We start from the raw sequence: 24,012 nt of genomic DNA, 5'->3' as shown, positions 1-24,012 counted from the left end.
GCCCGATCCCGTGGCTGATGTAGCCGTCCTGCGCGAGGCCGCGGAGCGCGGCGGCGAGCTTCGCTCCGGCGCCCGTCACGCCGGCGGTGTACTTCTGCAGCACCGACGTGAGCTCGTCCGGCACGACCGTCGGCTTCGGCACCGCGTCGGAGCCCGGCTGGACCTTCTCGAGCTGAGCCGCGGTCAGCGTGGGCTTCACCACGAAGTCGGCGGTGTAGCTGTCCCCCGGCCGCAGCGCCGTGGTGACCGCCCCCGTGCCGGTCACGTCGTTGTAGAAGAACGCTCCGGCCAGGGTCGACGCGTCGCCGCCGGCGAAGGAGATCTGCTGCAGCTGACCGGTGCCGGGCACCCACGGCCCCCGGTAGTCGCGGACCGTGACCGTGAGCGCGCGATCGGTCCCGGTGACGTGCGACTGATCGAGGCGGTACGGGACACGGGTGAAGGAGCCGGAGGCGCTCGTCGACCCGTCGCTGCCCACCGCGTAGGTCACGCCGTCGTAGGTGTCCAGGGTCGCGATCCGCAGGCGCCCGTCCGGCGGGAGCCCGGAGACCGTGAGCATCGGCTCGTCGGCGCGCGGGCTCTCGAGGTAGGCGCGGAACCCGCTGAGCGGGCTGGGATAGGCGCGCGGGTCGAACGGCTGCTCGACGGCCGTGCGCACGACCTGCCGGTCCGCTGCCGGCGGAACGACGGCCGCGGCCGCGATCCCGACGGCCGAGGCCCCGACCAGCATCACGAGCGCACCCACACCGGTGAGCAGCGCGGTCGAGCGTCGTTCGCGCGGGGTCTCGACGGAGAGCCCGCTCTGCTCCCCCAGCGCCCGCAGCGCCGCGGACCGGCGGCGCAGACGGAACCGGATCAGCCAGACCAGCAGGACCGCGAGGAGGCCGAGCACCAGCCAGAGCGGAACCGCCGACGTACCGGGGCCGAGCGCGATGCCGGCGAGCAGGAGCAGCACCGGCGGGAGGGCCGCGGTCTCCGGGATGCGCGCCCGCAGAGCGATGCTCACCGTGACGACCGTGGTCAGCAGGATCAGGATGTACGCGGGGACGAGGAGCGCCTGGTACGACCCGACGGGCACGGAGATGGTGACGAGCTGCTTCCAGCTCAGCCAGGTGGCCTGCACGAGGTCGACGAAACCCGCGCCGGTCGGCAGGACCCCGCCTGCGGCGGTCTCGGCGGCCACCGCCAGCTGCACCCCCGCCCCGAGGTAGACGAGCAGCACGGCGCCGGCCACGACGATGCTGGGCCAGCGGAACACCGCACCCAGCACGGCCACCGCGCCGCCGAGGGCGAGCGTCGCCGCGACGAGCACGACGAACGCCGCCGACTGGTACACCGGCCAGAAGGACCATGCAGCGAGCCCGACGACGGCCAGCGCGATCAGAGTGTCGACGGTCGCGCTGCCCGCGCGCAGCCGGCGCCTCATGTCGCGAGCCGTTTCGCCAGGCTGTGCTTGAGATCCTCCAGGTAGCCGATGGTGAGCACGCTCAGATCGGCCACGCGCCGCAGCGACGGCACCGCGCCCGCGTCGCAGACGATCGCGACCACGTCCACGCCCAGCGGGAAGTGCGCGGCGGCGGCCCGCAGTTGGGCAGCGGTCGGGGCGGAGCCGGCGATCAGGAACGCGATCGACGTCCCCGCCGCCTCGTCCACCGACACCTGCGCCAGCTCCGGCAGCCGGAGGGCCGAGGACGTCGTCTCGACCCCGGCGAGGTCATCCAGCAGCCGCCCGCGGTTGACCGTGCTGAGGCGTCGGGCGCTCAGCACCATCCGCTTCGCGAACTCGGGGGTCGCGGCACTGGCCACGACGGACACCGTGCGCGAATCGAGCATGGCGCGCACGCCGAGCGAGCCGGTCGCGCTGACGGCGAGCTCGAACTCCTCGTCGGAGGCGTAGTCGGCCGCGGACAGGCTCAGGGCGACGAGGAGGTGGCTGCGCCGCGTCTCCTCGAACTGGCGCACCATGTAGCTTCCGGTCTTCGCGGTGCTCTTCCAGTGGATGTAGCGGCGCTCGTCGCCGGGCTGGTACTCGCGCAGTGCGTGGAAGGCGATGTCGCTCGCCGTGAGGTCGCGGGTCGGCGCCCCCTCCAGGTCGCGGATGAAACCGGTGCTCATGCTCGGGATGGCGACCGTGCGCGGATGCACGAAGAGGTCGAGCGAGTCGGCCCAGACCACCTCCCGGCGCAGCAATCCGATCGGGTCGGCCCTGACGGTTCGCACCGGGCCGATCGGGACGATGCCGCGCCGGGCGGTCGGCACGACGAAGACGTCCGAGTGCTCCTCGCCGGCGGAGAGGGCCGGCGAGGCGAACTCGGCGAGCCCTTCGCCGACGGGCACCTCGATCCGCAGGCCGGACTGGCGGCGGCGTCCGGGGTTGCGCACGGCGACCTCCCCCGGCGCGCGGTCGCCGACGACCACCCGGTTGGCGGGCAGCGACAGCCCCACGTCGACGCCGATGCGCCCCGCCAGGTAGCCCGTGGCGATCACGACGAGCGCGACGGCCGTCCAGCCGGCCACGACGGCCTCGGTCCAACCGAACACGTACCCGAGCACCAGGGCGACCACGGCGACCGCACCGAGCGACCAGCCCAGCGGCGTGACCACCGAGCCGACCCGGCGCGCGACCCGGGCGACGGCGCGCCCCGTCACGGCGCTGGTGCGCACGATCCACACGATCGCGTCGGCCATCGCGCCTTCGCGCTCGCCCACGATCCGGGCGCGCGCGTTGGTGAGCTCGGCCTGCGTTCGGGTGACGGTGCTGGTCACACGGCGATCCGGTCACTCGGCGGCGGGACCTCGATGAGCAGCTGGCCGACGACGCTGGACGCCGAGACGCCCTCGAACTCCGCCTCGGGGTCGAGTACCAGACGGTGCGCGAGCACCGGCTCGGCCAGCGCCTTCACGTCGTCCGGCGTCACGTAGTAGCGGCCGTTGGAGGCGGCGAGCGTCTTCGCGGTGCGCACGAGGGCGAGCGCGCCGCGCACACTGACGCCCAACCGGATCTCCTCCGCACCGCGCGTCGCCTCGACCAGGCGGGCGACGTAGTCGTTGATGGTGGCGTCGACGTGCACGCCGCGGGCCATGGTCGCCATCTCCACGACCGTCGCCGCCGAGACGACCTCGGGCACGACGACCTCGTGGGCGCGGTGCTCCGCTCCCTCCAGGATGCGCAGGGTCGCCTCGTGGTCGGGATAGCCGATCGACGCCTTCATCAGGAACCGGTCCAGCTGCGCCTCGGGCAACCGGTAGGTGCCCGCCTGCTCGATCGGGTTCTGCGTGGCGATCACCATGAAGGGCGCCGCGACGGTGTGGCGCACGCCGTCCACCGTGACCTGCTGCTCCTCCATCACCTCGAGGAGGGCGGACTGGGTCTTCGGGCTCGCCCGGTTGATCTCGTCGGCGAGCACGATGTTGGCGAAGATCGGCCCGCGGTGGAAGTCGAACGCGCCGGTGCGCTGGTCGTAGATGTTCACGCCGGTGATGTCGCCCGGGAGCAGGTCGGGCGTGAACTGGATGCGGTTGGTCGAGCCGCGCACGCTCTCCGCGATCGCGCGGGCGAGCGACGTCTTGCCCGTCCCCGGGTAGTCCTCGAGCAGCAGGTGGCCCTCGCTCAGCATCGCCGTCAGCGCCAGGCGGATGACGTGGGACTTGCCCAGCAGCACGCCGTCGATGTTCTGCACCAGCCGGTCGAACACACCCGCGAACCAGGTGGCCTGCTCAGGGGTCATCGTCATGCGCGGGCCTCTCGGGATGGGGAACAGGATGCGGACTGCGGCGAGCCGGTCCGGACATCAGTATGACGCCGCCTCGTCATTGCATGCCCGAAGCGTTGTAGGGGGTGCTGTACGTGTCGCCCGCGTTCCGCGTCACCGAGATGACCAGGGCGGGGTCCGGGTCGGTGCCGGGAGCCTGGCAGCTCGCGGACTCCCCGACCGCGGGCATGTCCGCGTTCGCGCCGCCGCAGCTGTACCGGACGGCCGAATAGCCCGCCCCCGTCGGCCACGCCGTCCAGGTGAACGTGCGGGTCGCGGCGTCGTAGTGCTGACCGCCGATCGCGGTGCTCACGGCGACGCCGAGGGGGAAGCTGTTCGCGGACTGATCGTGGCAGAGCTGGGCGCCGTCGGGGTAGGTCTCGCAGATCTGGGTGATCGTGATCGCGAGGTCCATGCCGTAGTGCGGGCCGTTCGCGCCCGCGGCGATCCGGTTCGTGGAGGTCAGGACGCCGCTGTCGATCGCGCTCCCGCCCGAGGTCAGCGTGTACGACACCGTCGACGTCGTCCCGCTGCCGGCCGCGTAGGCGACGGTCCCGATGGAGAAGTCGAACAGGCCGGTCGCGCTGGTCGTCAGGGACGGGTCGACCGCGACGTCGGACACCTGGCCGGGCGCGCGGCGCTGGGTGGCCGTGACGACGGGGCTGGCCGTGCACCCCTGACCGTTGTACGCGTACACGACGAAGTTGTACGTCTGGTTCGGCTGCAGCCCGGAGAAGTCGACGCTGCCTCCCTGCGTCTTCTTGAACGACCCGGAGGGCGGGTCGACGTGCAGGACCGGGCTGCCGTTCTCCACCCCGGTGACCGTGCAGCTCGGCTGGGCGCCGCCCTGGTAGACGCCCGCGAAGTACGCGACGATCGCCCGGCCGTTGTCGCTGAAGACGCCGGGCCAGCTGAGCGTGGCCGTGCTGCCGTCGGCCGTGTTCGGCGACGCGACCGGCGCCACGGCCGTGACGAGCGGCGCTCCCGCCGGGACGCCGCTGCTCTGCGTCTGGTTCCAGGTGGTGCGGCCCTGGTAGAACTCGTTCCGCGAGGCGACCGTGATGCCCACGGAGATCCCGTTGGCCAGCGTCGCGTCGGTCACGTTGAGCGCGTACGCGGTGCCGACGGCGTCCGATCCCGAGACCTGCAGCGAGCTGGCCACGCCGCCCACCGTCACCAGGTACGACGTGATCGGGCTGGCGCCGGCCGCGTTGGCGGGTTTCGTCCACGTGACGCGCAGACCGTTGTTCAGCGCGGTCGCCGCCACCCCGGCGGGAGCGTTCGGCACCACGTCCGACCACGTCGCCTCGGCGTAGGGGGTCGGGTCCGAGAGGCCGAGGGCGTTGCGCGCGCGCACGCTTAACCGCACGGCGTTGTCCGGTCCGTTGCCCGGCGTCTGGATGGCGCAGGAGGTCGTGGTGCACGTGGTGGTCGCCAGCGTCGCGCCGCTGGCGGCGGCGGTCGTGGTCACCTCGAAGCCGGTGATCGCCGCGTTGTTGAACGCCCCCGGGATCCAGCTCACCGTGAGGCTGCGGTCGCCGATGGCCGTGATCTGCACGTTCGACACCGGCGACGGGCGGTCCTGCACGGAGATCGTGATGGTGCCCCAGGTGTAGCGGTCCGGGTCGCCGGTGGCGTCGGCGACCTCGTACTGCAGCGTGGTGTCCGCCGGTGCCGCCGTCGTCGACACGGTCACGTCCAGCGTCGCGTTGTCCGCGCTCGGGACGATGCTCACCCCGCTCGGGAGGGCGCCGCCGAGGCCGCGCACCGCGACGACCCGCAACGGTTTGCCCGGGAACGGGTTGGTCGCGGCGTCGTTGGCGAGCACGTCGACCCGCGTCGTCTGACCGCGCGGCGCGATCACGCGATCGGGCTGCGGGCTCGCCAACGGCCGGGTCGAGGGCACCACGTTGATGTCGATGCGCCCCGCCTGCCCGGCGTTGACCGCATCTTTGACCCCGATGGAGATCGACGGGGTGGATCCCTTCTGCGCGCCGGCCGCGACCGCGACCGTCAGCTTCTGGCCGCTCAGGGAGGTCGTGACGCCGGCGGGCTGCGGATCCTGGACCGAGTAGGTGAGCTCGCCCTGGTCCTTCGCATACGGGTAGCTCGTGAGCTTGGTCAGGTCGATCGTCTTGCTCTGGCCCGGCTCGAAGTCGATCAGTGCACCCGTGAACACCGGCGGCTGGTTCTCGCGCGGCGTCACGTCGATCGGGAGCACGATCGTGGCGACGTTGCCCTGCGGATCGGTCGCGCTCGACCCGTCCGTCACCTGGAACGAGATGGAGGCCGGGCCGAAGTACCGCGCCGACGACGTGTACTGCAGGGTGTCGCCGCTCACCACGAGGTCGTCGCCGTTGGCGTGGGTCGCCCGGACGGTCGCCGCGTCGGTCAGCCGCACCTTGCGGCCGCCCACCGCCACGATGTAGTCGTTGAGCCGGATGGTGAGGGTCTTCTCGCTGACGACCGAGAGCTTCGGCGCGCCGCGCTTCACCTGCGGGAGCGCGTCGTCGTACCCGGGCACGTGCACGAAGCCGTACGCCACGACGGAGGTGTCCTCGGGGTTCGCGACGGCGAACGGGATGATCTGGCTCTTGGCGCCGATGGTCACCCGCACGCGCTTGCCCGCGGTGACCTGGGCGCTGTTCCCGTAGCCGGGGACGACCGACAGCTTCAGGGTCGAGACGGCCCCGTCGGCGAAGAACACGTTCGCCAGGACGTTCACGTCGACGTGGTCCTTGCCCAGGATGTCGGAGAGGCCGAGCGTCGTGTCGTCCACGAGCGGGCGGGCGGGCGGCGCGTTCGCGTCCACCGTCACGCGGAGGAACGCCTGGCTGGTCCCGCCGCGCTCGTTCTGGATCGTGTAGAGGAAGCCGTAGACGCCCTCCTTCTCCGGAGCCGAGACGACCACGATGTCTCCCGAGACCTTGGCCTTCGCCGTGCCGTCGAGGGAGGTGACCCCCGTCACCGCCAGCGGGCTGCCGTCCGGGTCGCTGTCGTTGGCGAGCACCTGGACGCTGAGGGTCTTGCCGGGGCGCGTGGTGACGTCGTCCTCCACCGCCACGGGGTTGCGCGCGCCCTCGACCCGCGCGGCGATGCCGACGCGGACGGTGCCGGTGGCGCGCGCGCCGAGCGCATCGACCACTGCGTACGTGAAGGTGTCGGTCCCGGCCGCGTAGTCGCCGGCCTGGAAGTCCATCCAGTCGGGGCCGGAGGCGATCACCGCGCCCTTCTGCGGGTTCGTCTCCTGGCCGATGAACTGCACGGAGTCGCCGTCGGGGTCGATGCCCGAGAGCGGGATCGTGATCCGCACCACGTCGCCGGCGAGGACGCGGGCCGTCACCGTCTTGGGCACGGGCGGGTTGTTCGTGGCCGCGTCGCGCTCGCGCACGGCGATCGTGACGTCGGCCGTCGCCCATTGGCCGTCCTCGCCGACCACCTTGTACGCGGCGGTGTAGTTGCCTGGCTTGGTCGGCGCCAGGTAGCGCAGGTGGTCGCCGCTGGCGAAGAGGAGGCCGGCGCCCGCGGGGAGCGGCGCCGCGAGGGTCGGGTCGAGGGTGAGCTTGTCGCCGTCCGGCTGCACGTCGTTCGCCAGCACCGGGATGTCCACCACGTCGCCGACCCGCACCGCCACCGAGTCGGGCGCGGCGATCGGGGGCTGATGCACCGTGAGCGGCGGCAGCTGGACGACCGTGACCGTGCCCGTGGTGTCGGCGAGCCCGTTGCTGAGGCGGTAGTGGAAGTCGACCGGGCCGGCGAGCGGCCGGCTCAGCGTGACCCGGAGCGTGCGCTGCTGCAGCACCTGGACGTGCACGCCTGTGCTCGCCTCCGGCTCGCTGACGCCCGTCACCAGCAGCACGCCGCCCGACGGGTCGATGTCCGTGGCGAGCACGTCGACATCCTGCGTCGCCTGTTCGCGGATGAAGGCCGTGTGCGGCACGGCGATGGGCGCGGTCTTCGCACCGGGCGGCGCCTTGACCTCCACCCGGACCAGCCCCGTCGTCGTGACCACGCCGTCCGTCACCGAGTACTCGATGTTGTGGGTGCCGGGCTGATCGGAGTCGAACCGGAACGTGCCGCCCTGATAGTCCGGGGTGATCGTGGCGTCCGCCTTCGTGGGCACCGTCGCCAGCCGCACCGTGCCGTTGCCGCCGCGCACATGGTCGAGCGGCTGGATGGTCACCTCCTGGCCCTCGTACGCGAGCACGGCGAACGGATCCGCGATGATCGGCACCTGGCCGGGGGCGCGCACGGTGACGGCGAGCAGGCCGGTGCCCTCCGCGCGGCCGTCGGAGAGCACGAGCGCGACGTCCTTGAGGTCGCCGCCCTCGCCGTGGTCGGAGAACGCCACCTGGCCCTGCGGGGTGAAGGTCACGGTGTCCGGAGCCGGCACCGTGGCGCCGGCGAGGTAGAACGAGTCGCCGTCGGGGTCGTAGCAGTCCCCCAGCACATCGGAGGTCACCCGCCCGCCGGTCTGGACGACGGCCTTCGCGTTGCGCACGCAGACCGGCGGCGAGTTCTCCTGCGGCCCGCGCACGGTGACGGTCACGTGCGCGGTGGCGGTCCCGCCGCGCCCATCGGAGATGGTGTAGTCGAACGCGATCGCTCCGCTCGCGGTGTCCGGCAGCGAGATCTGCAGCTGCTGGTCGGCGTTGGTCAGCTCGATCGTGCCCTGCTGGTCCGGGATGGCGGTGAAGGAGTCGATCGTGAGCACGTCGCCGTTGGGGTCGTAGTCGTTGAGCAGCACCGGCAGCGGGGTGACACGCCCCGGACGCGCGCCGAACTGGTCGTCGACCGCGACGGGAGGCTGCTCCTGCTTCTCGAACTGCGGCGCGGTGTCCTGCTTCGACTGGTCGACGAGCTCCTGCGTCGTCTTCTTCGCGACCAGCTCGTCCCAGTTGTCGATGCGCGTGTTCCCGCTCTGCACGGCCCAGGAGACACCGGACCGGGTGTCGTTCAGCACGGCGCGGTCCCCGTTCACCCGGAAAGCGAGCGTCGCGCCCGACGGCACGTCACCGAGGGCCGACCGCTCCCCCGTCCCCGAGGCCCCGCACGAACGCCAGGCGGTTCCGTCGTTCCAGCCGGCGTACGTGCAGTCGCCGACCGTCACCGGCGCGGCCGCAGCGCCGGACGCGGCGGAGAAGGGCGTGGAGGCCGCGGTCCCGTCCAGGGGCACTCGGACGACGCCGCTCGCGGTCCCGATCCAGACCGCATCCCCCGTCGCGGAAGGCTGCTGCAGCACCGGATCCGCGTTCTGGCCGAGGCGGGACGACAGGCTGACGGAGCGTCCGTCGATCCAGAGCCGCCGCTCGTCCGGATCGAGGAGGGCCCAATGGCCGGCCACCGTGGTGAGCGAGACGTTCGCGCCGTCGCCGCTCGTCGCCACCTTCGTCGTCGTCGTCGACGGCTCGCTCCCGCTCAACTGGATCCGCACGACGGAGCGCGTCGACGGCTGATAGGTCACGAGGGCGCCGGACGGGTCCATCGCCGCGACGGTGCGTCCGCCCAGATCGACCGTCGCGGCCGAGCCGGAGTTGAACTGGTCGAGCTGGCCGACGCTCGTCAGCCAGAGCTGGCCGGTCGTCTGGGACAGCAGCGCCACCCGGTCGCCTGCGAGGAACACCTCCGGCGACCGCGGCGGCAGCGCCACGGATTTGCCGGCCTCCGCGGTCGCGGGGTCGACCACCGAGACCGTGTTGGCCTCCCGGTCGATCAGCAGGACGTTCTCGCCGTCCTGCACCACCTCGAGCGCCTCGCCGGTGCCCGCCACGACCGAGTTGAGCTTGTCGATCTCGGTGTTGGCCCGGCCGAGCGCCTTCTTCGCGTCGCTGGCCACCCAGACCGACGCGTCATCGAGCTGGAGGTGCTGGGCGCTGTAGCCTCCCGAGACGACCGCCAGCGTGGTGACGAGCGCCGCGACCACCGTTCCGCTCAGCGCGGTGGCGGCGATCGACTTGTGCGCTGCGACCCACGTCCAGGCGGCGCCCAGCCGGCTCACGACCCGCCGCCCCGTTCGACGCACTTCTCGCCGCTCGGCGACCCGGTCTTGCCGTCGCGGTTCACCGTCACGGTCACGCAGACCGTCTGGCCGGCCCGCGCGTCCACCCGGAACTCGGAGGTGCGCTGACTCGCGGGCGGCTGATCGTCGACCGTCACCTGGTACACGTCGCCGGACTGCAACCCGGGATCGCTCCAGCTGAAGACGATCGTGCTGCCGTCGACCCGGCCGCTGAGATCACGGACGGCGGGGATGCCGTCCGAGGCTCCGGCCCGGACGAGCACGATCGAGGCGATCACCCCGAGGACCACGACGAGCGCCGCGCAGGCGACCAGCGAGTAGACGAGCGCCCGAGGCGCACGCGCCGGCGCCACCGGGCCGGTGCCGGGCGCACTCCCCGCGCTCTCCCGCACGATCGTGCGGGTCGGCGACCGCGTCGCCGCGGTCGCCGCCGGGGCACGCCGCCGGCGGCGGGTCGAACCGGCCGGGTCGACCGCGACCACGCCCTTCACCCGCGTACGGTCCTCCGGGTCGACGGCGGTCGCGCGCGCCCAGTCGTCGGTGGCGACCTCGACCGGCGTCTGCGGGAGTCCGAGCTCCTGCTCCACCGCCTGCAGCTCGCGGACGAACTCGAGCGCCGACCGCTGGCGCTGGGACGGCTTGCGCGCCATCGACCGCAGCAGCACCTGCTCCAGCCGCGGCGGCACGTCCGGCCGGTCGATGGGCTGCGGGCGCCCCTTGGTGATGCGGTGGATCAGCTCGGCGGAGGTGTTCTCCTTGCCGGGGACCTCGAACGGCGATCGGCCGGCGATCAGCGAGTAGACGGTCGCCCCCAGCGACCACACCTCGCTCGCGATCGTGCCGCTGGTCTCGTCGAGCAGCACCTCGGGCGCGGACCACGGGATCGAGAGGCCGATCGCCTCGGTGACGTCGGCCTCGCTCAGCGTCGCCGCGATGCCGAAGTCGCTCAGCACCGGGTGGCCGTAGGCCGTGCTGAGGATGTTGGAGGGCTTGATGTCGCGGTGCAGCACGCCGGCGCGGTGCGCCGTCTCCACCGCGCTCGCGATCCGCACGCCGACGTTGAGCGCCTCGGCGACCGGGAGGGGCTCGCTGCGGTAGCGCTGCCCGATCGCGGACGAGCACAGCTCCATGACGAGGTAGGGACGACCGTCCCCGGAGACGCTCGCCTGATAGACCGTCAGGATCGACGGATGCGTGCTGAGCTGGGCCATGAGGTTGGCCTCGGCCTGGAACATCTGCTTGACCTGGCTCGTGACGACCTCGGCGAGCATGACCTTGATCGCGACCTGCCTGCGGGGCATGTTCTGCTCGTACAGGAACACGTCGGCGAAGCCGCCGGACCCGAGCACCCGGACGTACGAGAAGCCGGGGAGGTTCGGCGGCTGGGACGGCAAACGCCGGGCCACGGGCTCCTCCGTTCCGCGTCGACAACGTTCGCGGACGCGAGCGTTTCCCAATTGTAGGCAGCGCCAGAGGGCCGTCAGCAGGCTGCGGCCCGTGCGCGACGACGGCGCGCACCCCCACTCCGGGGGTCACGCGACGGGGTCAGTGGCGGCGGGCCGCCCGCCGGGACGAACCCTCGCGGTGCGCACCGCTCTCCGGGGTCGCGAGCACGTCGACGACGACGACCGTCACATTGTCGCGACCGCCGTTGCCGAGGGCCGCGTCCATGAGCTGCTGGGCCGCGTCCAGCGGGGAGGATCCCTCCCCCAGGAAGTACCGGATGCCGTGCTCGGTGAGCTCCTTCGTCAGCCCGTCGGAGCAGACGAGGAGCCGGGAGCCGGCGACGATCGGGAAAAGGAAGAAGTCGGGGACCGGGTCCTCGTTGAAGCCCACCGCGCGGGTGATCACGTTGCTGTGCGGGTGCACCTCGGCCTCGGCCGGGGTGATGGCACCCGCATCAAGGAGCTCCTGGACGATCGAATGGTCGACGGTCAGCTGCTCGAGCGTGCCGTCGCGATAGCTGTAGACCCGCGAGTCGCCGATGTTGAACACCAGCCAGTAGGGCGATCCGTCGACGAGCGTGAGCGCGAGTCCGGTGACGGTCGTCCCGGTGCCGAGGTCGGTGTGCCCGACGCCGCGGCCCATGTCGCCCACCGCGGAGCGCAGCGCGCCGGTCAGCGACTCCTCGCCGACGAACTCGCTGGAGACCTGCTCGGCGAGCCGGGTGACGACGGCGGACGAGGCGAAGTCCCCCGCGGTGTGGCCGCCCATCCCGTCGGCGACGGCGAAGATCGGCGAGCGGGCGAGGAGGCTGTCCTCGTTGACGCTGCGCCGGTACCCCTTGTCGCTCAGCGCCGCCCAGGCGAGGCTGATGCGCGCGTCCGGGTTGCCGGGCACGGCCACGGTGTGGCGCCTGTTGCTGCGACCGATCTGGGTCACTCGCGTCCCTCTTCGTCTCGGTGCCCGTCCGTGCCCCCAGTGCCCCCCGGCGCGGCGGTGATCTCGATGATATTACCGTCGCCGATCTCGACGGTCGCGCCCGCGAGGGCCACCGTCGACTCGCCGGGCCGCAGGCGGAGTCCGGCACCCCCGGCCGCGACCACGCGCGTCCCGTTGGTGGAGCGGAGGTCGGTGACCACCACGGCGTCCCCCGATTGCTCGATCCGGACGTGCGTGCCCGACACCTCCTGCGTCGCCGAGACGACCCGGACGAGGCGCGGCGTCACGCCCGACTCGACGCGTGACGGCGAGGGGTGCCGACCGAACACGATGGGGACGTCGAGCGGCAGGATGTCCCCCGCTCCGAGCCGGACCGCGAAGGCGGCCGGGGCGGGCGGGAGTACCAGCGGTTCGGTGGCGGGCAGCGCGGCCTCCACCGCCGGGAACGTCAGGGCGTCCGGCGTGTCGCGGCCGGATCGGGGCGCCTCGATGTCGACGGCGCCGGGCAGCTCGTGGGCCACCGGGAGCTCCGGCACGGGAGGGACCTCACCGCCGGCCAGCGCGACCGGCGATACCGCGGGGGTCACCGCGTGCCCGAACAGGCTTCCGCCGCGCTGCGGGATGATCGTCTCTCCCGCTGCCGCATCGGGCTCGGCGGCCGCAGCGGGCTGCGGGCGCACCGCGGCGTCCGGCTCCGGGACGGCGCTCCGCTCCACCCGCTCGATGGGCGAGAGGGACCAGGTCAGCAGCTCGCCGTCGACGACGCCCAGGCCGACCGGCAGGGAGCCGATGGACAGCCGCGCCACGGGGCCGGTCGGCGCGTCGTCGGCGCCCAGCACGAGACCGGTCACGCTGCGGAACTCGGCGAGGACCCACGGTTGTACGCCCGCGGATGCGAACCGGCGGGAGCCGCCGACGGAGAAGATGTCGATCGCGGCCGATCCGCGCACCACGGCCGTCACGACGACGTCGCCGGACGGGCCGGGCCGGCCGATCTCGGCGACGGCGAACGAGCGGACACTGTCGGGGCCGGCCAGCGGGAACGCCCCCACCACGGACTCGATGGTCGCGAGCTCGGATCCGGCGAGCCACCAGACGGTGTCGATGATCTGGTCGGAGACGGTGCTCTCCACGGCGGCGACGAAGCGGCGCCCGGCGATCAGGAGCCAGCGGGAGGGGCCGGCGGTGGGCGCGTAGCGGACGTAGCCGTTCGCGGCATCGGCGGCGCGAGCGTCGGCCGACGTCGGATCGGAACTCACGCGGCGCCCCCTTCTCGTCGTCACGGCGGCCGCCTGCCGCGGCGGCCTATCCGAGTGTAGTCGTCGGAGCGAGGCGGAACGGGGTGCCGGGGCACGTCACGTCCCTGTCGGGGTCGGCGACGGTGCGCCGGACGGTCCCGGGAAGCACGGCGGGGTCGGTCGAGACCACCACCCGGCCGTCCGCGTTGACGAGGACCAGCGGCACCCCGGTCGCCAGCAGTCCGGGCAGCAGCTCGTGCTCGAGGCGCTTGACGAAGACGTCGACGCCGACGACGCCGATCATCCCGCCCTCCCGTTCCACCGGAGCGGTCACCGTGACGATGTAGTCGCACGTGCACAGGTGGTCGACGTACGGACCGGTCACGTGCGTCCGATGGGTGGACTGCGGGACACGGTACCACTCCAGCGAGCGGAAGTCCCGCAGATAGTCGGTGTAGGAGCGCGTGCCGAGGTCGAGCTTCGTCGGCCCGGTCGTGGCGCCGTAGACCGGGTTCTCCTCCAGCGGCCCGAGCCACCAGGAGAAGTGGACGGCGTCGGTCCCGGTCAGCTCGGGCGCCGCGATGAACCCGGCCCCGATGACGAGGGCCGCCGGATCGTCCAGCTCGGGCAGCACGAGGGCGCCGACGGCCGCGTCGAGGGCCGCCGTGGTCGGCCGCTCGGGCGTGGCGGCGAGCACCGCGTCGCGCCAGCGCCCCAGCGTCTGCTGGAGGCGGGAGAAGAGGTCGCCGACGTGCTGGGCCGCGGCGGCGAGGTCGGGCGAAGGCTCAGGCATCGGCCACACCGCCCCGCTCCAGGCGGGCCTTCGCCGCGAGCAGCCACTCCGTCACCGACGAGACCAGGTCGGTCACCGCCTCCCGGGCGCCGTCCCGATCGCTCTGGGCGACGGCGCGGGCGACGGCTCTCATCGCGAGGACGGCGCGCTCGCGCGGGGCGGCGTCGTACAGGCCGATCCAGAGCAGCGGGCCGTACTCGGCCTGGAGGCGGATCTGCTCGCGCACCAGCCGGGCGGACTGGCTGAGCACGGCGAGCTCGAGGAGGAAGCCGCCGGCGTTGCGCCGGGCGTCGGCGGGCGTGCCGAACGATGCAGCGTCGAGCCAGCCCGCGAGGCGCTCGCCGTCGGCGGCCGTTGCCCGCTCGGCCGCCCGGTCTGCGCAGCCGGCGGCGATCGCCGTCACGTAGACGCCGAGGTCCGCGAGCTCGACCTGCGAGAGGCCGTGGAGGCGCGCGGAGAGCAAGGCGTCTTCGCCGCCGTCCGGAGCGACGACGAAGCTCCCGCCGTCGCGGCCCCGGCGCGTGTCGACGAGCCCGGCCTCCCGGAGCATCCCGAGGCCCTCCCGCGCCGTCACGAGGGCGACGCCGAAGCGGCGCGCGAGCTCGGCCTCGCTCGGGAGGCGCTCCCCCGGCACGAGCACGCCGAGCACGATCGCATCGGCGATCCGCCGCGACACCTGCTCGGCACGGCCGACATCGGCGAGCTGCGCGAACACCGCATCGCGGGCGCCCGGGGACACCCGTGCGGGCCCGGTCGTCCCGGTCGGGTCGGTCGCGCTGGTCACCCGCCCACGATATCCCGCCGCAATCATTCGGTATAGGATGAATTCACGATCGCGGCGCACGGGAGCGCCCGGCAGCGGAACGGAGCGCAGCATGGCCGACGGAGTCCTCGCCGGAGTGCGCGTCGCGGATTTCTCCCGCGTGCTCGCCGGCCCCTACGCCACGATGATGCTCGCCGACTTCGGCGCCGACGTCGTGAAGATCGAGAGCCCCGCGGGCGACGACACCCGGGCCTGGCGCCCTCCCGTCGACGCCGCCGGCGAATCCACGTACTTCGCCTCGGTCAACCGCAACAAGCGGTCGGTGGTGTGCGACCTGCGCACGGAGGCGGGGCTCGCGGACGCCCGTCGGCTCGCCACGACCGCGGACGTGATCGTCGAGAACTTCCGTCCGGGTGTGATGGAGTCGTTCGGGCTCGACGAGGCGTCGTTGCGGGCGGAGAATCCGGGCGTGGTGTACTGCTCGATCACCGGATTCGGACGGGAGGCCGGCGCCGCCCTGCCCGGCTACGACCTGCTCGTGCAGGCCGTCGGCGGGCTGATGTCGATCACGGGTGCACCAGAAGGAGAGCCCAGCAAGGTCGGCGTGGCGCTGGTGGACATCCTCACCGGCCAGAACGCGCTCGCGGGCATCCTGCTCGCCCTGCGCTCCCGCGACGAGACCGGGCGGGGATCCCGGGTCGACGTGGACCTGCTCGGATCGCTGCTCGCGGCCCTGACGAACCAGGCGTCCAGCACCCTCGCGACCGGGACCCCGCCACCCCGCCTCGGGAACGCGCACCCCAGCATCGCTCCCTACGAGCTGTTCCACGCGGCCGACCGGGAGCTCGTCGTCGCGGTCGGCAACGACCGGCAGTTCGCCGCCTTCGCCGCGACGATCGGCCTCCCCGCGCTCGCGAGCGACGACCGCTTCGCGACGAACGAGGCCCGCGTCGGGCACCGCGCCGCACTGCGGTCGCTCCTGGAGCCCGCACTCGCCGAGCGCCCCGCCGCGGACTGGGTCAGCGCCTTCGGCCGCGCGCGCGTGCCCGCCGGCCTGGTCAACTCGGTCGCCGAGGCGTTCGCCTTCGCCGACTCCCTCGGGCTCTCCCCCACGGTCGAGACCCGCGACCCGGCCTCCGGCCGCAGCAGCCGCCAGCCCGCGACACCGATCCGGCTCGACACCGCCCCGGCCGTCCATCGGACGCCGCCGCCCCTGCTCGGCGAGCACGAGCCGTACTGGCGCGACGACGCGCCCGCCCCGACCACGACGCCATCCACCACCGACGATAGGGACACACCGTGACCGCATCCTCCCTCGACGAGGCCTTCAGCATCGACCACCTGCTCAGCGACGAGGAGCGCGGCTGGGCGGCGAAGGCGCGCACGTTCGCAACCGACCGCATCCGCCCGGTGATCGAGCAGGACTTCGAGGACAAGCACTTCCGCCGGGAGCTCGTCGCCGAGCTCGGCGCCCAGGGCTTCCTCGGCATGCACCTGACGGACGAGGGCTGCGCCGGCGCCGGCGCGGTCAGCTACGGCCTGGTCTGCCACGAGCTCGAGGCGGCCGACAGCGGCTGGCGCACCTTCGTCTCGGTGCAGGGCTCGCTCGCGATGAGCGCGATCTCGAAATTCGGCTCCGACGAGCAGAAGGCCGAGTGGTTGCCGCCGATGGCGCGCGGCGAGCGGATCGGCTGCTTCGCCCTCACCGAGCCCGACGGCGGGAGCGATCCGGCGGCCATGACCACCCGAGCGCGGCGCGACGGCGACGACTGGGTGATCACCGGCGTCAAGCGCTGGATCGGCCTCGCCGCCCTCGCCGACGTCGCCGTGGTCTGGGCGGCGACCGAGGACGGCGTGCGCGGGTTCCTCGTGCCGACGACCACGCCCGGCTTCTCCGCCACCGCGATCGACGGCAAGCTCTCGATGCGCGCCTCCGTGCAGTGCGACGTGGTGCTCGACGAGGTGCGCGTGCCCGCGTCCGCGCAGCTGCCCGGCGCCCGCGGGCTGTCCGGCCCGTTCTCCTGCCTCAACGAGGCCCGCTACGGGATCGTCTGGGGTGCGATGGGTGCGGCCCGCGACTGCCTGGAGGTGTCGATCGCGCGCGCGACGGCGCGTCAGGTCTTCGGCCGCCCGATCGGCGCGACCCAGCTCATTCAGGAGAAACTCGCGAACATGCTCGTCGAGTACGAGAAGGGCGTGCTGCTCGCGCTGCACCTGGGGCGATTGAAGGAGGCGGGTCGCCTCACGCCCACCCAGATCAGCGTGGGCAAGCTCAACAGCGTGCGGGAGGCACTGGCGATCGCACGGGAGGCGCGCACCATCCTCGGCGGGGACGGCATCACGAACGCGTTCCCGGTCATGCGCCATATGGCCAACCTCGAGTCGGTGCGCACCTACGAGGGCACGGACGAGATCCACACGCTCGTGCTCGGGCGTGCGCTCACCGGTCTGGCGGCCTTCGCATGAGCGCCGCGGTCGAGACGGTCGACGCCGCGGCGACGGCCGCGACCGTGGCCGCCCGCTCGGTCACCACGCGCGCCGAGCGCGCGGGCTGGCTGGAGGCGCTCACCCTCGAGCTGGAGGCCGACCGCGCGGAACTCGTGCGCATCGCCGCCGCCGAGACGGGGCTCTCCGACACTCGGCTCGACGGCGAGGTCACCCGCACGGCGGCGCAGCTGCGGTTCTTCGCCGACGTCGTGCGCGAGGGCGGCTACCTGGAGGCGACGCTCGACTCCCCCGATCCCGCGCTCATCCCGCCCCGGCCGGATCTGCGCCGCATGCTGCGCCCGCTCGGCCCGGTCGCGGTCTACACGGCCTCCAACTTCCCGTTCGCCTTCTCCGTGCTGGGCAACGACACCGCCTCCGCCCTCGCGGCCGGCTGCCCGGTGGTCGTGAAGGCGCACCCCGGCCACCCGGAGCTGTCCCGCCGCACCGCCGAGCTGGCGCAGACCGTGCTTCCTGCCGGGATGTTCACGCTCGTCGAGGGGATGGACGCGGGCGTCGCGCTCGTGCAGCATCCCGCGATCGCGGCGGCGGGATTCACGGGTTCGGAGCGCGGCGGCCGGGCGCTCTTCGACCTCGCCTCCGCACGGCCGAGGCCCATCCCGTTCTACGGGGAGCTCGGAAGCATCAACCCGGTCGTCGTCACGCCGGCCGCGGCCGCCGTGCGCGGGCCGGAGATCGGCGCGGGCCTGGTCGGCACGTTCACGCGAGACGCCGGGCAGTACTGCACCAAGCCCGGGCTCGTCTTCGTGCCGGTCGGCGGCGCTGTCGAGGACGCCGCGCGGGAGGCCCTCCGTGACGCACCGTCGTCGCGGCAGCTGACGGCCGGGATGACCGACGCGTTCTCCACCGGCGTCGAGGCGTTCGGCGATCTGCCGGGCGTCGAGGTCGTGCGCGGCACGGCGGGCTCGGCGGGCGAATCCGCGCCGGCACTCGTCCTGACGGACGCGGGCACCTTCCTCGCCCACGCCGACGCGTTCCTCGCCGAGTGCTTCGGCCCGGTCAGCGTGGTCGTGCGCTACCGGGATGCGGAGCTGGACGCCCTCGTCGGCGCACTGGAGCCCTCGCTCACCGCGACCATCCACCGGGCGCCCGGCGAGGACGTCAGCGCGCTGGCCGCGTCGCTCGGCTGCATCGCCGGTCGTCTCCTGTTCGACGGCTGGCCCACCGGAGTGGCCATCGGCTGGGCGCAGCACCACGGCGGCTCCTGGCCGGCGACGACCGCCTCCGTCCACACCTCCGTGGGGGCGACGGCGATCCGGCGCTGGCTGACCCCGATCGCCTATCAGGACGCGCCGCAGGAGGTGCTGCCGCCCGAGCTCCGCGACGGCAACCCGCTGGGCATCCCGCGCCGCGAGTCCTGACCGGCCGTTCCAGCCACGACGAGAGGTCGCGTCCCGCTCCGCCGAGGCAGGAGCGGCGGGACGCGACCTCTCTGCGCGTCAGGCCCGCGGAGCCCCGGTGCCGGAGCGGTGCGCCCGCAGCAGTTCGGCGACCCGGATCGCGTCGCCCTCCGGCGCGTCGGACTGGCGGTCCGGCCGCGCGATCACGAGGTACAGGCCGCCCGAGACCGCCACGATCCCGAGGCCGATCAGCACGATCCAGTCGTTGAAGACGTTCCCGGTCGCGGTCGGCCAGGCGAGCAGGAGCATCGCGCAGACGCCGTAGAGCAGGGCGATCGCGTTGACGACGACGCCCGCGCGGCCCAGCGAGAACGGCCCCGCGGGCCGCCACCCGCGCAGCCGCTGGCGCAGCGACGCGAGCACCACCGACTGGAACGCGACGTAGATGCCCAGCACGGCGAACGCGGTCACCTGCGTGATCAGGCCGTCGGGCCCGAGGTAGACGATCAGACTGATGATCACCGGGATCGAGCAGGCGACGATCAGCGCGTTGACCGGCACCTTGCTGCGCGGGGACACCTTGGCGAGCCAGCGGTGCGCCGGCACCATCCCGTCGCGCGCGAACGAGAACAGCAGGCGGCTCGCAGCGGCCTGGAGGCTGAGCACGCAGGAGAGGAAGGCGGTCACGGCGACGACCAGGAAGATCTTCGCGCCGACGGGCCCGAGCGAGGATTGCAGGATCTCCGGGATGGGGTCCACATCCTGACCGGCGACGATCTTCTGCAGGTCAGGAGCGGCGAGCACGTAGCCGCCGAACGCGAAGAGCGCCGAGACGCCCCCGACGAGGATCGTCATCATCATGGCGATCGGGATGCGCTTGGCCGGGTTCGCCACCTCCTCCGCCACGTCGCCGCACGCCTCGAACCCGTAGAAGAGGAACAGCCCCGCGAGCGCCGCCCCGAGGAACGCGGCGAGGTACGAGCCGTCGCCCTGCACGCCCATCGAGTCGAAGAAGACGGAGAACTCCTGCTTGCGCTGGAAGATCAGCAGGTAGAGGCCGACCGCGATCACGCCGACGAGCTCGGCCGCGAGGCCGATCCTCGCCACGGTCGCCAGCGTCTTGGTGCCGGTGAAGTTCAGCGCCAGCGCCACGATCAGCAGCAGCACGGTGAGTCCGAGCGTGATCTCCTTGGTCACCGGGAGGCCGAACAGGCTGGCGAGGAACCCGCTGCCGTACGACGCGACGGCGGTGATCGTCACGATCATCGCCCAGATGTAGACCCACGCCGCCATCCACGCGTACCGCCGGCCCCACAGCCTCCTGGCCCACGGGTAGATGCCGCCGTGGATCGGATACTGCGACACCACCTCGCCGAAGACCAGCGAGACCGTGAACTGCCCCGCGCCGACGATGAGGATCCACCAGATCGAGGGCGGCCCTCCGGTCGCCAGCGCGGTCGCGAACAGCGAGTACACGCCCACCAGCGGCGACAGGTAGGTGAAGCCCAGGGCGAAGTTCGCCCAGAGGGTCATGGAGCGGTTGAACGAGTCCTCGTAGCCGAGGACGGCGAGGTGCTCGCCGTCCCCGAGCTCCGATGAGGTCGAGGGTTCTGCGGACATCGGATGCCTTCCGGATCAGCTCCACACGGCGATGTGTGTGGGGGCAGCGTACCGGAGGTCCTGGCTTAATACCTATAGGACAGGATGATTGAATCCGTCCGCGTGTCGCGTCACTCCCCGATGTAGCTCATGACGTGCTTGATGCGGGTGTAGTCCTCGAAGCCGTACTGCGAGAGGTCCTTGCCGTAGCCGGAGTGCTTGAACCCGCCGTGCGGCATCTCGGCGACGATCGGGATGTGCGTGTTGATCCACACGCAGCCGAAGTCGAGCCCCTTCGCGAAGCGCATCGCCCGGCCGTGGTCCTTCGTCCAGACGGACGACGCCAAGCCGTACTGCACGCCGTTCGCCCAGCGCAGAGCCTCCGCCTCGTCGGTGAACCGCTGCACGGTCTGCACCGGGCCGAAGATCTCGTTCTGCACCGCATCGTCGTCCTGCCGCAGCCCGGAGACGATCGTCGCCTCCCAGAAGTACCCTCGGTCGCCCTGCCGCTTGCCGCCCAGCTCGACGGTCGCGTGGTCGGGCAGCCGGTCGACGAAGCCGCTGACCTGGGCCAGCTGGTTCGCGTTGTTGAGCGGCCCGTACAGGATGCCGTCCTCGCGCGGCCCGCCGGTGAGGGCGTTGGCGCGGGCGTACTCGGCGAGGGCGGCGACGAACTCGTCGTGGATGCCGCTCTGCACGAGCAGGCGCGTCGCGGCGGTGCAGTCCTGGCCCGCGTTGAAGTAGCCGGCGGCGACGATGCCCTCGACGGCCTTCGGGATGTCGGCGTCGTCGAACACGATGACCGGCGCCTTGCCGCCCAGCTCGAGGTGCACGCGCTTGAGGTCGTAGGAGGCGGCGCGGGCGACCTCCATACCGGCGCGCACGGACCCCGTGATCGAGATCAGCTGCGGGATCGGGTTCTCGGTCATCGCCGCGCCCGTGGTGCGGTCGCCCAGCACCACGTTCAGCACACCCGCGGGGACGAACTCGGCCGCCACCTCGGCCAGCAGCAGCGTCGAGAGGGGGGTCGTGTCGGACGGCTTGAGCACCGTCGTGTTGCCCGCGGCCAGCGCCGGCGCGAACTTCCAGACCGCCATGTTCAGCGGGTAGTTCCAGGGTGTCACCTGCCCGACGACGCCGATCGGCTCGCGGCGGATGAAGGAGGTGTGGTCGCGCATGTACTCGCCGGCCGAGCGTCCCTCGAGGTTGCGCGCGGCGCCGGCGAAGAAGCGGATCTGGTCGACCGACAGCAGGATCTCGTCGTCCACCAGGGTGGAGCGCGGCTTGCCGGTGTCCTGCGACTCGGCGTCCGCGAACTCCTCGGCCCGCTCCTCCATCGCGTCGGCGATCCGGAACAGCGCCAGCTGACGCTCCGCCGGGGTCGTGCTCCCCCAGCCCTCGAAGGCCGCCTGCGCCGCGCGATAGGCGTCACCCACGTCCTCCGCGGTGGAGACCGGGGAGGTCGCGTAGACCTCCTCGGTCGCCGGGTCTATCAGGGGCAGGGATGCCTCCCCGCGGGCCTCGACGTGCGTGCCGTTCACGAAGTTCTTCAGCTCGGTCATGGCCGGGAGTCTACTGATTTCGTCATCGAATACGCCAGGAAAGTGCGGAATCGCTTGCCAGAGCGCATCCGCACTGACAGAATCGCTCCATGAGTACCCCTCGGGCAACGAACGGCGCGAAGGCTCCGCAGATCGACGACGTCTCCAAGGCGATCATCGAGCAGCTCCAGGTGGACGGCCGCAAGTCGTACGCCGAGATCGGCAAGGCCGTCGGTCTGAGCGAGGCAGCGGTCCGCCAGCGCGTGCAGAAGCTGACCGAGTCGGGTGTGATGCAGATCGTGGCCGTGACCGACCCGATGCAACTCGGGTTCTACCGCCAGGCGATGATCGGCGTCCGGGTCTCCGGGGACACGCGGATCGTGGCCGACAAGCTGGCAGCGATGCCCGCCGTCGACTACGTGGTCCTCACGGCCGGGACGTACGACATCCTCGCGGAGGTGGTGTGCGAGAACGACCTCGATCTGATCACCATGCTCAATTCGGAGATCCGGACCCTCGACGGCGTGCTGTCGACCGAGACGTTCGTGTATCTCAAACTCCACAAACAGTTCTACAACTGGGGAACACGATAACCATGACAACCGTAGAAACGTTCGGCGAGCCGATCACCTCCGACGAGGCGACGCTCCAGGCCAAGGCCAAGGACCACCTCTGGATGCACTTCGCCCGCCAGTCGGTGATGGAGGACGGCGGCGGGGTGCCGATCATCACCCGCGGCGAGGGACACCACATCTGGGACTCGCACGGCAAGCGCTACATCGACGGGCTCTCCGGTCTGTTCGTGGTCAACGCCGGTCACGGCCGCAAGCGCCTCGCCGAGGCGGCGGCCAAGCAGGCCGAGCAGCTCGCGTTCTTCCCGATCTGGTCGTACGCGCACCCGAACGCGATCGAGCTCGCCGACCGGCTCGCGCACTACGCGCCCGGCGACCTCAACCGCGTGTTCTTCTCCACCGGCGGCGGTGAGGCGGTCGAGACCGCCTTCAAGCTCGCCAAGTACTACTGGAAGCTGCAGGGCCGCCCGACCAAGCACAAGGTGCTGTCGCGCAACGTCGCCTACCACGGCACCCCGCAGGGCGCGCTGGCGATCACCGGCATCCCGGCCATGAAGGAGATGTTCGAGCCGCTGACCCCCGGTGGGTTCCGCGTCCCGAACACGAACTTCTACCGTGCGGGCGAGATGGGCGCGCCGACCGACGACATCGAGGCCTTCGGCGTCTGGGCGGCCAACCGCATCGAGGAGATGATCCAGTTCGAGGGTCCCGAGACCGTCGCGGCGATCTTCCTCGAGCCGGTGCAGAACTCCGGCGGCTGCTTCCCGCCGCCTCCCGGATACTTCCAGCGCGTGCGCGAGATCTGCGACAAGTACGACGTGCTGCTCGTGAGCGACGAGGTCATCTGCGCCTTCGGCCGCATCGGACACATGTTCGCCTGCGAGCAGTACGGCTACGTGCCCGACATGATCACCTGCGCGAAGGCGATGACCTCCGGCTACTCCCCCATCGGCGCGACGATCATCAGCGACAAGCTGTACGAGCCGTTCAAGCACGGCAACACGTCGTTCTACCACGGCTACACCTTCGGCGGTCACCCGGTCTCGGCCGCGGTCGCGATGGAGAACCTCGACATCTTCGAGGAGGAGGGCCTGAACGAGCGCGTGCGCGAGAACTCGCCGCTCTTCCGCGCCGAGCTCGAGAAGCTGCTCGACCTCCCGATCGTCGGAGACGTGCGCGGCGACGGTTACTTCTTCGGCATCGAGCTGGTGAAGGACAAGACCACCAAGGAGACGTTCGACGACGACGAGTCGGAGCGCCTGCTGCGCGGGTTCCTCTCCAAGGCGCTCTTCGACGCGGGCCTGTACTGCCGCGCCGACGACCGCGGCGACCCCGTCGTGCAGCTCGCCCCGCCGCTGACCATCGGCCCGGACGAGTTCGTCGAGATCCGTCAGATCCTCGAGTCCGTCCTCACCGAGGCGAGCAACCACCTGTAATCCGCCGTACCCGGCGGCATGAAGCGGGTCCGGCCTCCGCACCAGCGGAGGGCGGGCCCGTTTCCCGCACCC

16 protein-coding genes are annotated in these 24,012 nt (G+C 72.1%); 5 read left to right on the top strand and 11 right to left on the bottom strand.

Features of this window, described 5'->3' with window-relative positions; translation table 11 throughout:
- The 9 genes from BGO91_RS01580 to BGO91_RS01540 form a co-directional block, all read right to left on the bottom strand.
- The coding region (locus BGO91_RS01580; protein ID WP_290471117.1) for a transglutaminaseTgpA domain-containing protein at positions 1-1,426 on the bottom strand (1,426 nt) is incomplete at its 3' end.
- A complete protein-coding gene (locus BGO91_RS01575) occupies positions 1,423-2,766 on the bottom strand; it encodes a DUF58 domain-containing protein (RefSeq protein WP_290471116.1) in 1,344 nt (447 codons plus the stop codon). The genes BGO91_RS01575 and BGO91_RS01580, both read right to left, overlap by 4 nt.
- Positions 2,763-3,734, bottom strand: a complete 972-nt coding sequence (locus BGO91_RS01570) for a MoxR family ATPase (RefSeq protein ID WP_290471115.1) — start codon at positions 3,732-3,734, stop codon at positions 2,763-2,765. The genes BGO91_RS01575 and BGO91_RS01570 overlap by 4 nt, the downstream gene beginning before the upstream one ends.
- 76 nt (positions 3,735-3,810) lie before the next feature.
- Positions 3,811-9,750: an Ig-like domain-containing protein gene (locus BGO91_RS01565; RefSeq protein WP_290471114.1), complete on the bottom strand. Its 5,940-nt coding sequence runs from the start codon at positions 9,748-9,750 to the stop codon at positions 3,811-3,813.
- Positions 9,747-11,177 carry a serine/threonine-protein kinase gene (locus BGO91_RS01560; RefSeq protein WP_290471113.1) on the bottom strand — a complete coding sequence of 477 codons (1,431 nt, stop codon included), beginning with the start codon at positions 11,175-11,177 and terminating at the stop codon, positions 9,747-9,749. The genes BGO91_RS01565 and BGO91_RS01560 overlap by 4 nt, the downstream gene beginning before the upstream one ends.
- Before the next feature lie 139 nt (positions 11,178-11,316).
- Positions 11,317-12,153, bottom strand: a complete 837-nt coding sequence (locus BGO91_RS01555; RefSeq protein WP_290471112.1) for a protein phosphatase 2C domain-containing protein — start codon at positions 12,151-12,153, stop codon at positions 11,317-11,319.
- Positions 12,150-13,412 (bottom strand): FHA domain-containing protein, encoded by a 1,263-nt coding sequence (locus tag BGO91_RS01550; protein WP_290471111.1) that lies wholly within the window; start codon positions 13,410-13,412, stop codon positions 12,150-12,152. Before BGO91_RS01550 ends, BGO91_RS01555 begins: the two co-directional genes overlap by 4 nt.
- A 46-nt stretch (positions 13,413-13,458) precedes the next feature.
- Positions 13,459-14,184 (bottom strand): cache domain-containing protein, encoded by a 726-nt coding sequence (locus BGO91_RS01545; protein WP_290471110.1) that lies wholly within the window; start codon positions 14,182-14,184, stop codon positions 13,459-13,461.
- A complete protein-coding gene (locus BGO91_RS01540) occupies positions 14,177-14,968 on the bottom strand; it encodes a GntR family transcriptional regulator (protein ID WP_290471109.1) in 792 nt (263 codons plus the stop codon). Before BGO91_RS01540 ends, BGO91_RS01545 begins: the two co-directional genes overlap by 8 nt.
- A 91-nt stretch (positions 14,969-15,059) precedes the next feature.
- Here BGO91_RS01540 and BGO91_RS01535 point away from each other — a divergent pair, with 91 nt between their 5' ends.
- From BGO91_RS01535 to BGO91_RS01525, 3 genes are read left to right on the top strand one after another with little or no spacing between them, the layout of a single operon-like run.
- Positions 15,060-16,250: a CoA transferase gene (locus BGO91_RS01535; protein WP_290471108.1), complete on the top strand. Its 1,191-nt coding sequence runs from the start codon at positions 15,060-15,062 to the stop codon at positions 16,248-16,250.
- Complete coding sequence (locus BGO91_RS01530; RefSeq protein ID WP_290471107.1) at positions 16,247-17,413, top strand: acyl-CoA dehydrogenase family protein; 1,167 nt, start codon at positions 16,247-16,249, stop codon at positions 17,411-17,413. The genes BGO91_RS01535 and BGO91_RS01530 overlap by 4 nt, the downstream gene beginning before the upstream one ends.
- The gene (locus BGO91_RS01525) at positions 17,410-18,813 is read left to right on the top strand and encodes an aldehyde dehydrogenase (NADP(+)) (RefSeq protein WP_290471106.1); all 1,404 of its coding nucleotides are present in this window, start codon (positions 17,410-17,412) and stop codon (positions 18,811-18,813) included. Before BGO91_RS01530 ends, BGO91_RS01525 begins: the two co-directional genes overlap by 4 nt.
- A 78-nt stretch (positions 18,814-18,891) precedes the next feature.
- Here BGO91_RS01525 and BGO91_RS01520 read toward each other — a convergent pair whose 3' ends face one another.
- Positions 18,892-20,412: an amino acid permease gene (locus tag BGO91_RS01520; RefSeq protein WP_290471105.1), complete on the bottom strand. Its 1,521-nt coding sequence runs from the start codon at positions 20,410-20,412 to the stop codon at positions 18,892-18,894.
- Between the two features lie 110 nt (positions 20,413-20,522).
- Positions 20,523-21,953 carry a gamma-aminobutyraldehyde dehydrogenase gene (locus BGO91_RS01515; RefSeq protein WP_290471104.1) on the bottom strand — a complete coding sequence of 477 codons (1,431 nt, stop codon included), beginning with the start codon at positions 21,951-21,953 and terminating at the stop codon, positions 20,523-20,525.
- 89 nt (positions 21,954-22,042) lie between these two features.
- Here BGO91_RS01515 and BGO91_RS01510 point away from each other — a divergent pair, with 89 nt between their 5' ends.
- Both BGO91_RS01510 and BGO91_RS01505 read left to right on the top strand, forming a co-directional pair.
- Complete coding sequence (locus BGO91_RS01510) at positions 22,043-22,525, top strand: Lrp/AsnC family transcriptional regulator (protein WP_290471103.1); 483 nt, start codon at positions 22,043-22,045, stop codon at positions 22,523-22,525.
- 2 nt (positions 22,526-22,527) lie between these two features.
- A complete protein-coding gene (locus BGO91_RS01505) occupies positions 22,528-23,940 on the top strand; it encodes an aspartate aminotransferase family protein (protein WP_290471102.1) in 1,413 nt (470 codons plus the stop codon).
- Positions 23,941-24,012: the final 72 nt, after the last annotated feature.

This window comes from Leifsonia sp. 71-9, from assembly GCF_001898805.1.
In the GTDB taxonomy this organism is placed as follows: Bacteria; Actinomycetota; Actinomycetes; order Actinomycetales; family Microbacteriaceae; genus Leifsonia.
This window is presented reverse-complemented; position numbering and strand designations above follow the sequence as displayed.